The following is a 15,771-nucleotide window of genomic DNA, read 5'->3' as shown; positions in this document are numbered from 1 at the left end:
GGATTTGGTTTAGGTTTAGAGCGTTTAGTAGCATACGTAACAGGTGTTGAACATGTGCGTGAAACAATTCCGTTCCCACGTTTGTTAAACCGTATCTACCCATAAATAAAAGCTCAGACCACAAGCTTAACACCAAAGCATTTGGAATCTTTGACAAACGACTAGTTGTGTCGGTAGAAGAAGATGAAAATGGACAGGTGTTAGTGGTCTAAACTAGATAATAAATAAAAGTACAGACCACAAGATATAAATCTGAGACGCATCATCCAATTATTGTGATGGTGCGTTTTATTAATACAAGGAGGTACTGATGGATTATCAATTTTTAGCTAAAAGCATGATGGCTGGTTCCGTTAACCTGCCTGTACCTTTGTTACAATATCACCACCAATTAGGTTTGGAAGATACAGATGTGTTGTTATTAATTCATCTACATGGTTATATCCAACAAGGCGAATATTTACCACCTATTGCTGAATTAAGTAAACGGATGGCGCTGACACAATCGGAGTGTTATATTAAAATACAAAAACTGATTGATGCTAAAGTACTTAAAATTAACACTGAAATTGATGCACAACGTCGGGTAACTGAAAGATATGATTTAACACCACTGTGGGAAAAAATTGCACTCCAGGTTGTTAATCAAGTTGAGGATGAAGTTGTAGAAGAAAAGCAGGCTCGTGATATGAGTATGTATGCCTTGATTGAGCGAGAGTTCTCGCGACAATTATCACCTATTGAAGGTGAAACAATTGCTAATTGGACTGAACTAGAACATTATGAACCAGAACTTATTAAAGAAGCGTTGAAGGAAGCTGTAATTGCAGGCAAAAAAAACATTCGTTATATTGATCGGATTTTAAGTAATTGGCAAGCAAATGGTGTTAAAACCTTGGATGATGCTAAAGCTGCTAGCCGTGAATTTGGTACTCATACGATGAAAACAAATACCAAATCATCCCCCAATTTAACCAGTGAAGCAAAACCAGCAAAACCATTTAAGATGTATAATTGGTTAGACGATAATAAACCAAAAACATAGGTGTAAAGGAGAATGATATGCTCTCTAAGCAAAAGACAACTGAAGTAATTGCAGAGATGGGTGAGCTTTTTCCAAATGCTCACTGTGAATTGATACATGAAAATCCGTTTGAATTGTTAGTTGCTGTCATGTTATCGGCGCAATGTACAGATAAACTTGTTAATCGTGTCACGGAAAACTTATTTGAAAAGTATAAAAAACCGACAGATTATCTCGAAGTGCCATTAGAAGAACTGATGGATGATATTAGATCAATTGGTTTATATCGGAATAAAGCTAAAAACATTCAAGCAACAGCTAAAATAATTCATGAACAATATAACGATGAGGTACCAGAATCAATGAAAGCACTCGTGAGTTTACCAGGTGTTGGACAAAAAACAGCAAATGTTGTGATGTCAGTGGCATTTGATTACCCAGCAATTGCCGTAGACACACATGTCGAACGTGTTTCTAAACGATTGGGTATTTGTCGTTATAAAGATAATGTTAAAGAAGTGGAAATCACGCTTCAAAAAAAGATACCGCAGGAATTATGGTCGGTATCACATCATCGAATGATCTTTTTTGGACGTTATTTCTGTACAGCACGATCACCAAAATGTCCAGAATGTCCCTTCCTTTCTTTTTGTCGTGAAGGTAAAAAACAAGCAAAAGCACGAGGTTTTGACGGTTGATAAAACAGTAACAGCTACGATTGATAGGCAGCGACACTTTTTTGTTGCTGCTTATTTTTCATCAAACATTGTGGTTGCGCTTTCATTCTAGTCGTGTTATTATAAGGTTAGTTAAAAACAGGCATGTGACTGGTAAAGCAGGCAGGACCTAAATAAAGCAATTTTCAACTATTATCATGAGGTTGAATGTTTTATTTAGTTTCTGCCTGTTTTTTTGCGTAATATTTGGCCAATATTGCGTAACTACCTAAAAAAGGAGCGTTAGTTATGGATTATAAAGAAACCGCTAAATCAATTTTAAAATTAATTGGTGGCAAAGAAAATGTTTCTCATCTTGAACATTGTTCGACTCGATTACGTTTTACTTTAAAAGATAATCAAATAGTCGATACAGATAAACTTGAAAAAGTAGATGGGGTCATTGGTGTTCGCCAAAATGTTCAAACGCAAGTAATTATTGGGAATGAGGTTGTAGAGGTTTACGATGAAATAAAACCATTAATAGGTGAAGTTTCTCAGACTAATACATCAAAAGAAAAACAAAAAATAGGGGCAGTTATTCTTGATTTTATTATTTCTATCTTCCAACCATTAATACCAGCAATTGCTGGTGGTGGTATCTTAAAATCACTGCTATTACTTGGATCAGCAACTGGGGTGATGAACGACCAAAGTTCAACTTATCAATTATTGAACCTGATCGGTGGCGCACCCTTGTATTTCTTACCGATTTTAGTTGCAATCACAACAGCTAATAAATTAAAAGTGAATCAATTAGTTGCAGTCTCTGCAGTTGGTGCGTTAATTCTACCTGAAGTAACAACCATGCTAGCTGACGGAACATCATTTTTGGGAATGGGAGTAACTAATATTGCTTATGCTTCCCAAGTCTTCCCAGCAATTTTGACAGTTCTATTTTATGCTCAAATTGAAAAACTATTTACTAAAATTTCACCGAAACCGATTAGAATTTTCTTTGTACCTATGATGAGCTTATTAATCACTGTGCCAATCGCGCTACTTATCTTAGGCCCATTGGGTTATAACGGCGGTACAGTTTTCTCAGCAGTGATAATTTGGTTATACAATCATTTTGGTTGGGTGGCAACTGGCTTACTTGCGGCAGTACTTCCTTTCATGGTTGTTACGGGTATGCATAAAGCGATGATTCCTTATGCTGTTTCATCAATGAGTAAAATGGGTGCGGAATTATTATATTTACCAGCTTCATTAGCTCATAATATTGCAGAATCGGGTGCGTCGTTTGCTGTTAGTATTAAAACAAAAGATAAAAAATTAAAAGCAACAGCAGTATCAGCAGGTATTTCAGCCTTGTTTGGAATTACTGAACCTGCCTTATACGGCGTAACAATTTTACATAAACGCGTCCTATATAGTGTGATGTTTGCTAGTTTAATTGGTGGTAGCTTTGCTGGAATTATGGCAATCAAAGCATTCGCTCTAGTTGGACCTGGATTGGCAAGTATCACAATGTTTGTTGAAAAAGTAAATCCCATGAATTTAGTGTGGGCGTTTGCTACATTCGGTATTTCTTTTGTTATAGGTTTTATTGCCGTATTAATTATCTATAAAGACCCACAAGATGTTTCAGAAGAGGTGTTAAAAGAAAACGGATTAGAACATTTAACAAGTCCTACTAGTGGAGAAATTGTCTCACTTTCATCAATCAATGATGAAGTCTTTGCAAGTGGCATGATGGGTGATGGCCTTGGGATTGTTCCAAAAGAAGGAGAATTGGTTGCGCCTGAAGAGGGTGAGGTAACAATGGTGTTTGATACGAAACATGCTTTAGGATTAAAAATGAATAACGGTGCAGAAATATTGTTTCATATTGGTTTAAATACTGTGCAGTTAGCGGGTGAAGGATTCGAAACATTTGTTAACGTTGGAGATAGAGTAATTAAAGGACAAAAATTAATAGCTTTTGACTTAGATAAAATTGTTGCAGCTGGATATGATCCAACCGTTATTTGTGTCGTTACGAATAAAGAATCCTATCAAGTGAAATCAATACATCAGTCTGAGTCGGTAACAACGGATACGGAAGTTTTATCAATCGTACCCATTGTTTGACAAAAAAATTAATAATAGGAGGACAATATGAATAAAACAAATGAATTTCCAAAAGATTTTTTATGGGGTGGTGCAATTGCTGCCAATCAAGTGGAAGGCGGGTGGAACTTGGATGGTAAAGGACTCTCAGTAGCTGATATTGCAAGTTACAAACCAAATATCGATAATAAAGATTATGCAGCTCATATGGAGATATCAACGTCTAAAATTGAAGAAGCGATTGCCGATAAGAGTGATAAATGGTATCCAAAACGTCGTGGGATTGATTTTTATCATCGTTACAAAGAAGATTTAGCGATGTTTGCTGAATTAGGTTTTAAAACACTGCGTCTTTCGATTGCTTGGAGCCGTCTATTTCCAACGGGTGAAGAAGAAAAACCGAATGAAGCGGGCGTTGAGTTTTATCGCAATGTCTTTAAAGAAATGAATCGTTTAGGTATTAAACCAATTGTGACACTTTCTCATTATGAAATGCCATTATCCCTAAGTCTAAAGTATAATGGTTGGGTAGAGCGTCGAGTGATTGATGATTTTGTGAGGTTTTCAACGGTTTGTTTTAAAGAATATGATGAATATGTTGATTATTGGTTAACATTTAATGAAATTGATAGTATTCATCGTCACCCCTTCACAACAGCAGGCATTATTCCAGATAAATGCACGACAGGTAAAGAAGAACAAGAAGTTTATCAAGCACTTCATCACCAATTTGTCGCAAGTGCATTGGTCACAAAAGTTGCTCACGAAGTGAATGCAAAAAATCAAGTAGGCTGTATGTTGACGAAATTGATGACTTACCCATTAACTTGTGCCCCGCTTGATGTAGAATTAACATTGAATAAAAACCTCGAAAATCATTTTTATACGGATGTTCAAGTTAAAGGTGAATATCCTCGAATGATTGAAATTAATTTGGAAAACCGAGGCATTCATTTAGATATATCAGACGAAGATCGTCGCATTTTAAAAGAAAACACAGTAGACTTTTTAACTTTTAGTTACTATATGTCAATGGCGGAATCTGGTGATCCAGAGGCTGAAAGAACACCAGGTAATACGGTCTTAGGTGTTAAAAACCCCTATTTACATTCAACTGATTGGGGTTGGCAAATTGATCCTAAGGGGCTGAAAATTTCAATGATTGAATTGTATGATCGTTATAGAATTCCAATGATGATCGTTGAAAATGGTATGGGGTCTGTTGATCGTATTGAAAATGGTGAAATTCATGACCCTTATCGCGTGGAATATTTTAAAGAGCACTTCAAACAAATGAAAGAAGCGATTGATGAAGGTGTTGATTTGATTGGTTATACAAGTTGGGCACCCATCGATTTAGTAAGTGCGGGGACATCACAAATGTCTAAACGTTATGGCTTTATCTATGTTGATGCAGATGATGAAGGTAACGGTACATATAACCGAATGAAAAAAGATTCGTTTGATTGGTATCAAAAAGTGATAGCAACTAACGGGGCTAGTTTAGCTGACGAGTGATAAGGAGTGAGTTTAAATGATTTTAGTGAAAAAAATATTGAACTCAAGTGTTGTTTTGGTAGATAATGATGGACAAGAAATGATTGCCTTAGGTAAAGGGATTGGCTATGGAAAGAAAAATGGAGATATCATTTCAGATTCAGTTGTTGATAAAATTTTCTTGCCAATTGAAGCAAAAAAATCAACCCACTTTGCAGAGTTAGTTAATGAAATTCCAATAAAGTTTTTTGAAATAACGAAAGAGATTGTATCTTTGGCAGAAACTGAATTGTCTTATCAATTAAATCCTTCGATTTATTTAACACTATCAGATCATCTGCACTTTGCTGTTGAACGGAATGAAAAGGGGATTAATACATCGAATCGCTTGTATTGGGAGATTAAAAATTATTATCCAAAAGAGTATCATGTTGGTGAAGTGGCGCTTAAACAAATCAAAGAGAAACACTCTTTTAATTTACCAGAAGAAGAGGCTTCTAATATTGCTTTTCATCTTATTAATGCTCAGTCAGATATTGCTGAAGACCAAGATGGGCTAAGAAAAGCTAAATTAGTTGGTACCCTTGTTAATATGGTAAGGTACTCCATTCAACACAACTTAGATACAAATTCAATCCATTATACGCGATTTATTACCCATGTTCGTTTTTTCGTCGACCGTTTTTTCTCAGGAGGCTTAATTCAAGAAAAAGAAGACGAATTGTATCGACAAATGTGGTCGTTATATCCAGCTGCTATGGAGGTAGCAACGAAGGTGAAAAGTTATGTTGATCAAGCCTATAATACAAAGATACCAGAAAATGAAATTGTCTATCTAGGTGTTCATATTAATCGACTAATGAATCATACACTACTGAATAAAGAGTGATAGATAAAGCTATAAAAGCACAATCCTCAACTGGATTGTGTTTTTTATTATTTTATTACATAAATGATTATTTTTTTGTCTATAAGTGGCTTGTAATTGACAAAAAAACGAGTGCCGTCTATGATAAGAATGTAATTATTTATCAGGGTATTGAGCACAAAAAGGAGAGTGCACGGCATGGCACAACCAACCAATCGCGCATTGGAAATGCAAAAGACACGTCAACGTATCGTCGCAACTGCAGAAGCATTATTTATGGATAAGGGGTATCGTTTTGTAACAACCCGTGAAATTGCCAAAGAGAGCAATATCACGCAACCTGCACTCTATCATCATTTTAAAGATAAAGAAATGATCTATGTTGCAGTTATGGATGCTGTTACCACAGATGTTCGAGAGCATTACGCAACATTAAAACTGGATGAATTAGCGCTAAAACCGGCGTTAATTTCGTATTTTGAATTATTGATTGTTAAACATCCTTCTAACTTAGCAATGATGATTAATGATATAAACAGTCAATTTTCAGAAGCTAACCGTCTGTTCTTGTTTAAAATGTGGCAATCGACTTATTTTATTCCAATGACAACGTTTTTTGAAGATCGAATTAAAAAAGGCGAACTACGATTGGATAAAACGGCGTCTTCAATGACCCAGTATACTTTTGGAGTTGTTATGTCGCTAGTCTCGTTGAAGCTTCCTCATCAAACGGATGAACAACTTTTGATTAAAATAAGCGAAAGTATTGATTTTTTACTTGAAGGTTTAGTATAATTAAAGAAGTTAAGATAAGCCTTTTGCAGAAAAGGTTTTTTTTATAAATTTTCACTTATCGAATGATAAATGAAAAAAGGAGGAATAATATGTTTTTAGGGTGGAAGGAAATTAAGCATGCAAAATTGCGATATGGTTTAATCATAGGGGTTCTTGTACTTGTTAGTTATCTTGTATTTGTATTATCTGGATTAGCAAATGGTCTAAAAGATATGAACCGTCAAGCAGTTGATCAATGGGATGCATCAAGTATTGTATTAACGTCGGATTCTGATGTGAGTTTGACAGCCTCAACGTTGACGCTTAAAGAAGGGAAAGCGATAGATGTTCCTGAGAAAAACAAAGCGTACATAGGTAATATGGCAACAGTTATTAAGAAAAAAGGAACAGAAGATAAAGAAAAAATCACTCTTATGGGGATTGAAAAAAATCAGTTTATCATGCCTGAAATCACTAAAGGTAAGGCCTTTGCCAAAGAAGGTGAAGTTGTTGCTAATGATTCTTTAGAGGATGCGGGTTATAAAATCGGTGATACTTTTACAGTGGCATCATCTGAAAAAGAAGTGAAAATTGTTGGTTTTACAACAAAAGCAAAATTCAATGCCGCGCCAGTCTTATATACATCAATGGCTTCTTATCAAGATTTAAAATATGGAAAAGTTGATGAAAAAAATGCGCCTATAAATGCGGTTGTTTTAAAAGGTGAAGACGCGAGTAAAGTGAAGGTATCTAAATCTTTAGAAGTCACACCAATTGAGACTTTTATTGAAAAATTACCAGGATACAGCGCTCAAAATCTCACATTAAACTTTATGATTATCTTTTTGTTTGTGATTGCATCGATTATTATCGCAATCTTCTTGTATGTTTTAACAATTCAAAAAGTAAGTATGTTTGGAGTATTAAAAGCGCAAGGAATTTCAAGCGCGTTCCTAGCACGTTCAGTTGTTGCACAAACATTTATATTATCAGTTATAGGTGTTTTAATTGGTTTTGGCCTAACCGCAATTACTGGAGTTGCTTTACCTGCTGCAGTTCCAATTTCAATTGATTACGTGACATTAGTCTTTTATGCGCTGATTTTTGTAGCGGTGGCGATACTTGGTGGACTTGTATCCGTACGTACAATTGTGAAAATTGATCCATTAAAAGCGATAGGGGGTTAAGAGATGTCGATTTTAGAATTAAATGACGTAACAAAAACATATGGTGAGGGTCATAAAAAAGTAGAAGCGTTAAAATTAACTAACTTTGTAGCGAATAAAGGTGAGTTAATCGCTATTATTGGACCATCTGGATCAGGTAAAAGTACGTTTCTAACGATTGCTGGTGGCTTACAAACACCATCAAAAGGCAGTATTCTTATTAATGGCACAGATTTTACGAACATGAAAGAAAAACAACGGGCAGCGACACGTTTGCAAGAAGTTGGTTTTATTTTACAAGCATCAAATCTCGTACCATTTTTAACAGTAGAAGAACAATTGACGTTATCGGACAAAGTGAAGAAAAATAATATGAATGCAAAAGAACGAAAACGTTTGTTGGAAGAGTTAGGAATTGAGGATTTACTAGCTAAGTATCCAGCAGATTTATCTGGTGGGGAGCGTCAACGTGTAGCCATTGCAAAAGCTCTTTATACCCAACCAAGTCTGATTTTGGCTGATGAGCCAACCGCATCGCTCGACTCGGATCGTGCATTTGAAGTGATGAAAATACTTTCGCGTGAAACGAAAGAAAACAATAAAGCAACCATCATGGTGACGCATGATCAACGTTTAACACAGTTTTGTGATCGAGTTTATAAAATCGTTGACGGCACCCTAAGTGAACAATAAAAGCAAAATCCACTCATTATAGATAGTGTTTTGAAATTTAAAAGTTATTAGTGGGTGTAGCTAGAAAAAAACAAAAGTAAAACCCACTCATTCAATAACGATTAAATTGGAACCACTGAAAACGATAACAGTCTGTTAAATGGTGACTAGCTTGAATGAAAATGAAGAAGGCTATCTGTCCCTACTGATTTTTTTGAAAGAAAGTAAGCCATTGGCTGTTATAGTTGGAGAAAAAATTAGTGTGATGCTTTTTGAATAACGATAAAAATTCAGCAGCCATTTATGGCTGCTTTTTTATTCTTAGGCAGTGTATAAATAATTCGATAGTGAAAAAAACGGCTAATTTAAAGATAGTTCATGAGGGACTTAATGTGCTTTTTTCATGATAAAAGTAAGCTTTTTTGAAAGAATCTATGAAAACACAAGCCATTTGCGCTAAAATAAGTTATAATTAAAGACGAGTGTAGTGCGAGAGAGAACGTAGAAGGCTCGCCACAAAGGAGAGAAAATCGAATGACAGAAAAAAAATCGAAATTTGATATTTTTGGGTTCAAGCCATTTATTAACGAAGCAATTGCTAAAAAGGCTTTCTTTAAACCAACAAAAATTCAAGAACAATTAATGCCAACAATTCACCGTGGTGAATCTGCAATTGGACAATCACAAACAGGAACAGGTAAAACACATACTTACTTGTTACCATTATTGGATAAAATTGACCCTTCATTGAATGAAGTGCAAGTGATCATCACTGCACCAAGTCGTGAGTTAGCAACACAAATTCACGAAGAAGCACGTCAAATTGCAAAATTATCAGACCCGGAAATTCATACGCGTCTAATGATTGGTGGAACTGATAAGAAACGTGCAATGGGGCAACTCAAAACACAACCGCAAATCGTTATTGGGACACCAGGTCGTATTTATGACCTTATGCGTGAGAAAGCATTAGAAACTTATACAACAACAACACTCGTTGTCGATGAAGCTGATTTAATGTTGGACATGGGATTCCTTGAAGACGTAGATAATATTGCAAGTCGTTTAGCTGAAAAATTACAAATCTTAGTTTTCTCTGCAACTATTCCAGAGAAATTAAAACCATTTTTAAAGAAATATATGGAAAACCCGCGTTATGCGCATATTCAACCTGAAGCGATTATCTCACCAACAGTAACAAATGTACTTGTTGATTTGAAAAGTAAATCGCGCGAACACTTAATTTATGATATTACAAAAACAATGACACCGTTTATGGCGTTAATTTTCTGTAATACAAAAGCTGACGCAGATACTTTAACAGAGTTCTTATTAGAGAAAGAGCTTAATGTTGCAAAAATTCATGGTGGCGTACCTGCTCGAGATCGTAAACGTATCATGAAACAAATCCGTAACCTTGATTTCCAATATGTTGTTGCAACTGATTTAGCAGCACGTGGCATTGATATTGAAGGCGCAAGTCATGTGATTAACTACAACTTGCCAGATGATCCTGATTTCTTTATTCACCGTGCAGGTCGTACAGGTCGTGCAGGACAAGAAGGAATTAGTATTTCAATCTATGAACCAGAAGATGAAGAGAAATTAGTAGCACTTGAAAAACGTGGTGTTGAATTTGAATACAAAAACCTTAAAAAAGGTGAATGGATTCAAATGGCTGACCGTAACCGTCGTAAATATCGTAAAGAAAAACGTGACGATGTTGATCCACGTATTGGTGGAATGGTTAAAAAAGCAAAAGCAAACATCAAACCTGGTTATAAGAAAAAAATTAACCGTGCGATTGAAAAAAATAAAGAACGTGCAAAACGTGCTGGTACTCGTGCTGGTAAAAACTCGCAAGGTAAACATAATTAATTAGGAGGTAGCTTATGTTGAAAATTGGCTCACATGTGTCAATGGCTGGCAAGCGCATGTACGCTGGCGCAGCAGAAGACGCACATAGTTATGGCGAAACGACTTTCATGGTTTACACGGGCGCACCTCAAAATACGCGTCGTAAACCAGTGGAAGAACTAAATATTGAAGAAGGCCAAGCATTAATTGAAAAATATGGTATGAGTGACATTGTCGTTCATGCACCATATATTATTAATCTTGCCAATACGACAAAACCAGAAACCTTTGAATTGGCTGTAGAATTTCTAACAAAAGAAATTTTACGTACTGAAGCGTTAGGTGTTAATCAAATTGTCTTGCACCCAGGTGCGCATGTTGGTGCTGGTGCTGATGTTGGGATTGCTCGTATTATCGAAGGGTTAAATCAAGTGCTTCATGCAGACCAAACAGCTCAAATTGCCTTGGAAACAATGGCAGGTAAGGGTACTGAAATTGGTCGCTCATTTGATGAATTAGCACGTATTATGGATGGTGTGACTCACAGTGATAAGTTATCAGTTACGTTAGATACCTGCCATGTGAATGATGCTGGATATAACATCAAAGAAGATTTTGATGGTGTATTGAATGAATTTGATAAAATTGTTGGTTTAGATCGTTTGAAAGTTTTACATATTAACGACAGTAAAAATGAACGTGGTGCTGGAAAAGATCGTCATGCCAATATTGGTTTTGGAACAATCGGATTTGAAGCACTTAACTATATCGTTCATCACCCACAATTGACAGAACTGCCTAAAATATTGGAAACACCCTTTGTTGGTGAAGATAAAAACAATAAAAAAGCACCTTATCGTTTAGAAATTGAAATGTTTAAGAAACAAACATTCGATCCTGATATACTTGCAAAAGTGTTAGCTGAATAGAAGACTGAGCCACTCTGTGTCATTGGGGTGGTTTCTGTCATAAAAAAGAGATGAAAAGAGGAATCAAATAATGAGTTTATGGATTGTCGCAATTGTACTGGGAATCGTTGAAGGTTTGACTGAATTTTTACCAGTATCATCAACAGGACACATGATTTTAGCTGCTGAGTTAATGGGTGTTCAAAACACTTGGAAGCAAATTAATACCTTTGAAGTCGTTATTCAACTAGGATCAATCATGGCGGTAGTTGTGGTCTTCTGGCGTCGTCTTTGGGCAGTTGTAGGTGTTAAAACAGGTGAATACAAAGGTCGTAAGAATCAGTTAAATCTTATTCACGTTATTGTTGGTTGTATTCCAGCTATCATTGCCGGATTGATTTTTGACGATATGATTGATAAGCATCTGTTCTCTTATCAAACTGTTATTATCGCATTAATTGCAGGTGGTATTTTAATGTTGATTGCTGAAAAAGTTGCGCATAAAAATCGTAATTTATCGGAAACACTCGATCAATTATCATATAAACAAGCATTATATATTGGTTTTTTCCAAGTATTAGCTTTGTGGCCAGGTTTTTCACGCTCTGGTTCTACGATGTCAGGTGGTTTAATCGTTGGAGTGGGTCGTAAGACAGCTGCTGAGTTTTCATTTATTATTGCTGTGCCAATGATGATTGGTGCAACGGGATTAAAAGTATACAAAGCACTTGATACAATGACAATGAGTGATGTTCCGATTTTTATTGTCGGAAGTATTGTTGCATTTGTTGTTGCAATGTTAGCGATTGTATTCTTCTTGAAATTGATTGAGCGTGTGACATTACGTGGTTTTGCTTATTATCGCTTTATCATCGCGTTCATCTTTATTTTATACATGATTTTCAGATAAAACTATTTTTAAAAGCAATCAATTGACCGTTTTCACAGCGGTAGTTGGTTGCTTTTTTTAGTGATAGCCTCATCGTATTAGTGGTAGTTTTATTAAAATCAAAATCAATGAAGATCAGTGTGGATATTGCTTCTTTACCTAATTTAGAAGGTATGCTATCATAAAGTTAATAAAGTGAAACGGAGGTGGTTAGTATGTGTTTATTATCTGTGGTTACGAGTGAAAAAAGACAAGCGGTTCTTACATTCACACGTGGTCTTTCTTATGCATTTTTCAACTCACTGGAGGAGTCTGTCAAAAATCATAATAAAGTAAACCACAGCTGATAATACCGTATTAATCACTATTTTAACCTCATTCATTTATGATGAAGGTTATAACTAGAGTCGGATGCTGTTAGCATGCGGCTATTTTTGTACACAAAAATAGCTGTGGTTTTCTAATAAACGGAGGAAAACAAAATGTTGATTAAAGCGGAAGCAGTTACAAAAATAATAGGTGGGACACTCATCTTTGAAGATTTAACATTAACAGCGAATCAAAAACAAATCATCGGAATTGTGGGTCGTAATGGTTGTGGAAAAACAACATTACTTAAATTATTAGCAGATGTCGAAACAGCAGATGTGGGTCGGATAATTAAACGTAAAGGGATTAGAACGGGATATTTGCATCAGATTCCACAGTTTGAAATTGAATACACTGGAAAAGATGTCTTAGATCTAGCGTTCTCTCAAACGTTGGCACTACAGGTAGAATTAGAAGAATTAGAAAGGCGTATGGTGACACTTACTGGTGATGCGTTAGAGCGGAAATTACTTGTTTATGGTGAAAAACAAGAGGCTTTTATTCAAGCTGGTGGTTATGAGATTGAAGCTAAAGTAAATCGTGTAGTAAAGGGACTGAAATTAGAGTCAATCATTGAGACAACGTTTACCCAACTTAGCGGGGGTGAACAGACCAAAATTATGTTGGGGCAGTTGCTTTTGAGTGAACCTGATGTCTTGTTGCTAGATGAACCGACCAATCATCTGGATATGTTGGCGATTGATTGGTTAGAAGACTATTTACGTAATTTTGAAGGTGCTACGCTTATCATTTCACACGATCGTTATTTCCTTAATGCTGTATCTACAAGTATTGCTGAGATAGAAGACGGTGTTTTGAAGACATACAATGGAAATTATGATCGTTATGTTAAAGAAAAAGAAGCTGAAACCATGCAAGCCTTCCAACAGTATGATGAGCAACAAAAGAAAATTAAAAAGATGCAAGAAGCCATTAAGCAATTAAAAATATGGGCGAATGAGGCATCGCCACCTAGTGCTTCGTTGCATCGTCGTGCTAAGAATATGGAAAAAGCCTTAGCGCGGATTGTTGTGAAAAAGCGCCCACCTGTTGCTAAAAAAATGAACCTAAGTTTACAAAATGCTGACCGTGCTGGAAATGATGTATTAGGATTAGAAGCGGTTAGTTTTGGTTACGGTCAGACGCTCTTTAATAGTGTGAATGTGTCTATTGGTTGGAAAGACCATATTGCTATTGTCGGTGAAAATGGGGCGGGTAAAACCACTTTATTGAAAATAATGAGTGGTGAATTGTCGCCCGACAAAGGTCAGGTGAAAAGTGGAAGCAACGTGAAAATAGGATATCTCTCACAAAAGTTGAATCATCAAGCGACTGGTATACGATTAATCGATGCCTTTCGCGAAAATATCAGTATAACGGAAGAAGAAGCGAGAAGCGTTCTTGCTAGCTTCTTGTTTTATGGTTATGATGTCTTCAAGCAAGTCGCTTCATTAAGCGGTGGTGAGCGTATGAGGTTACGTTTAGCGCAGTTGATGTACGAAGATGTTAATGTCCTGGTGCTAGATGAGCCAACTAACCATTTGGATATTGAATCGCGCGAGGTTCTAGAAGAACAATTAGCTTTATTCAAAGGTACAATCATAGCTGTTTCACATGATCGTTATTTTCTTAATGCTTTGTTCAATCGCATACTTTGGCTAGAAAATCGAACAGCTAAGCTTTATTCGGGTAACTACGACGAGGCTAAGAAGCAACACGGTATCGCTCATGCAAACGTACCTTTGGAAAAAAACGCAGTAAAAACAGATTATCGTAATAATACAACTACGCGTGATTATGAAGCAGAGAGTGATAATATAGAGCAACAAATCTCCACTTTGAAGCAGGAAATCACGAACGAATCTAACTGGGAAAATTACCAGGATTTAGAAAAAGAGTTAACAACATTGGAAAAAAATTACAGGTGCTTTTAAACGAATGGGTCATGAATGAGTAAAGAAAAACGCCACTGAGATATTAGTCTCAGTGGCGTTTTTAGTATTATGATTCTTTTTTATCACCAGAATTATTTGTCCTTTTTGGAGGAGTCGCATTGTTTTCTGGTTTATCGTTAGATGCATTACTTTCATTGGAATTGGTTTCTTTTGTTTGTTCCTGACTACTTGAAGAAGAACTTTCGCTTTCTTTTTCTTCAGTAGTTGAAGAAGAACTTTCGCTTTCTTTTTCTTCAGTAGTTGAGGAAGAAGATGATGAACTTTGTTTTTCTGATGATGAAGATTCTTTCTTTTTACTTGTTGATTTTTTTGCTTTATCTATTGGAGATGTTCCATAACTAAATGGCTGTGTTCCTGCTATAAATAATTCAGTTGTTGATGTTGTTCCTTTTGCTGCAAGTAGTGGTGGGTTAGACTTAGCAGCAATACTGAGGCTTAATACATCATCAGGTTGATTGAAATCTTCGGTGCTTGTTTTGCTTGACATATAACTCATCATTTCACGATAGATCAGTTTTGCATAATTTTGTTCGGATTTTGAAAGATAGACTTTCTTTTGCTCATATCCAGTCCAAACACCCATCGTATAACGAGTTGTATAACCAGCAAACCATGAATCAGGTACACTAGCAGGATCAGAAATACCGTAATCAGACATTTCTTGATCTGTATAGTTAGTTGTCCCAGTTTTACCAGCAGCCTGTAAACCACTAATAGCAGCTGTTGTTCCTGTTCCTTTAGTCAGTGTATCTTTTAACATATCTGTAATCATATAGGCAGTATGAGGTGCCATAACGCGCTTGCTTTCGGGTGCCATTTCGATTGTATCCCCTTGGCGAGTCGTGATTTTTTTAACTGTGTGTGGTTTATTATAAACACCATTATTTGCGAATGCGCCATAACCACCTGTTAGTAGAAGAGGGTTAACTTTGTCATAGGCACCAATTGCAATCGATTCACCTAATTTGTCACGATCAAATTTAAAATCCATTTTTTCCATAAAGTTGAGTGAACGATCGAG

14 protein-coding genes are annotated in these 15,771 nt (G+C 36.0%); 13 read left to right on the top strand and 1 reads right to left on the bottom strand.

The annotated features are described in order from the left end of the window. The 13 genes from IKV95_RS05340 to abc-f all read left to right on the top strand — a co-directional run. On the top strand, window positions 1-105 hold a 105-nt coding region (locus IKV95_RS05340), incomplete at its 5' end, for an amino acid--tRNA ligase-related protein (protein WP_287451482.1). A 205-nt stretch (window positions 106-310) separates the two neighbouring features. Beyond that, window positions 311-1,045: a DnaD domain-containing protein gene (locus IKV95_RS05335; protein WP_051536027.1), complete on the top strand. Its 735-nt coding sequence runs from the start codon at window positions 311-313 to the stop codon at window positions 1,043-1,045. Window positions 1,046-1,062: 17 nt separating this feature from the next. Continuing rightward, window positions 1,063-1,722: an endonuclease III gene (gene nth / locus IKV95_RS05330; protein ID WP_029092617.1), complete on the top strand. Its 660-nt coding sequence runs from the start codon at window positions 1,063-1,065 to the stop codon at window positions 1,720-1,722. Between the two features lie 267 nt (window positions 1,723-1,989). Further along, on the top strand, window positions 1,990-3,816 hold the full coding sequence (locus tag IKV95_RS05325; protein ID WP_069125072.1) for a beta-glucoside-specific PTS transporter subunit IIABC: 1,827 nt from the start codon (window positions 1,990-1,992) through the stop codon (window positions 3,814-3,816). Between the two features lie 27 nt (window positions 3,817-3,843). Beyond that, window positions 3,844-5,313 carry a glycoside hydrolase family 1 protein gene (locus IKV95_RS05320; RefSeq protein ID WP_287451481.1) on the top strand — a complete coding sequence of 490 codons (1,470 nt, stop codon included), beginning with the start codon at window positions 3,844-3,846 and terminating at the stop codon, window positions 5,311-5,313. Window positions 5,314-5,329: 16 nt separating this feature from the next. Further along, window positions 5,330-6,181 (top strand): PRD domain-containing protein, encoded by an 852-nt coding sequence (locus tag IKV95_RS05315; RefSeq protein WP_069136872.1) that lies wholly within the window; start codon window positions 5,330-5,332, stop codon window positions 6,179-6,181. Window positions 6,182-6,358: 177 nt separating this feature from the next. Next, on the top strand, window positions 6,359-6,955 hold the full coding sequence (locus IKV95_RS05310; protein ID WP_029092613.1) for a TetR/AcrR family transcriptional regulator: 597 nt from the start codon (window positions 6,359-6,361) through the stop codon (window positions 6,953-6,955). An 89-nt stretch (window positions 6,956-7,044) separates the two neighbouring features. After that, entirely contained in the window at window positions 7,045-8,121 is a 1,077-nt protein-coding gene (locus IKV95_RS05305) for an ABC transporter permease (RefSeq protein WP_029092612.1), read from the top strand. A 3-nt stretch (window positions 8,122-8,124) separates the two neighbouring features. Further along, on the top strand, window positions 8,125-8,793 hold the full coding sequence (locus IKV95_RS05300; protein ID WP_029092611.1) for an ABC transporter ATP-binding protein: 669 nt from the start codon (window positions 8,125-8,127) through the stop codon (window positions 8,791-8,793). Between the two features lie 513 nt (window positions 8,794-9,306). Continuing rightward, the gene (locus IKV95_RS05295) at window positions 9,307-10,650 is read left to right on the top strand and encodes a DEAD/DEAH box helicase (protein ID WP_029092610.1); all 1,344 of its coding nucleotides are present in this window, start codon (window positions 9,307-9,309) and stop codon (window positions 10,648-10,650) included. A 17-nt stretch (window positions 10,651-10,667) separates the two neighbouring features. Then, a complete protein-coding gene (locus IKV95_RS05290; protein ID WP_227002016.1) occupies window positions 10,668-11,558 on the top strand; it encodes a deoxyribonuclease IV in 891 nt (296 codons plus the stop codon). A 70-nt stretch (window positions 11,559-11,628) separates the two neighbouring features. Next, window positions 11,629-12,447: an undecaprenyl-diphosphate phosphatase gene (locus IKV95_RS05285; RefSeq protein WP_029092608.1), complete on the top strand. Its 819-nt coding sequence runs from the start codon at window positions 11,629-11,631 to the stop codon at window positions 12,445-12,447. A gap of 461 nt (window positions 12,448-12,908) precedes the next feature. Then, window positions 12,909-14,729: a ribosomal protection-like ABC-F family protein gene (abc-f, locus tag IKV95_RS05280; RefSeq protein WP_287451480.1), complete on the top strand. Its 1,821-nt coding sequence runs from the start codon at window positions 12,909-12,911 to the stop codon at window positions 14,727-14,729. A gap of 67 nt (window positions 14,730-14,796) precedes the next feature. Here the strand turns inward: abc-f and IKV95_RS05275 are convergent. Then, a partial coding sequence (locus IKV95_RS05275; protein WP_287451479.1) for a penicillin-binding transpeptidase domain-containing protein occupies window positions 14,797-15,771 on the bottom strand: 975 nt, incomplete at its 5' end.

This window comes from Brochothrix sp. (assembly GCF_017549435.1).
In the GTDB taxonomy this organism is placed as follows: Bacteria; Bacillota; Bacilli; order Lactobacillales; family Listeriaceae; genus Brochothrix; species Brochothrix thermosphacta.
The sequence above is the reverse complement of the archived record's forward strand: the minus strand, read 5'-3'. Positions and strand labels throughout refer to the sequence as shown.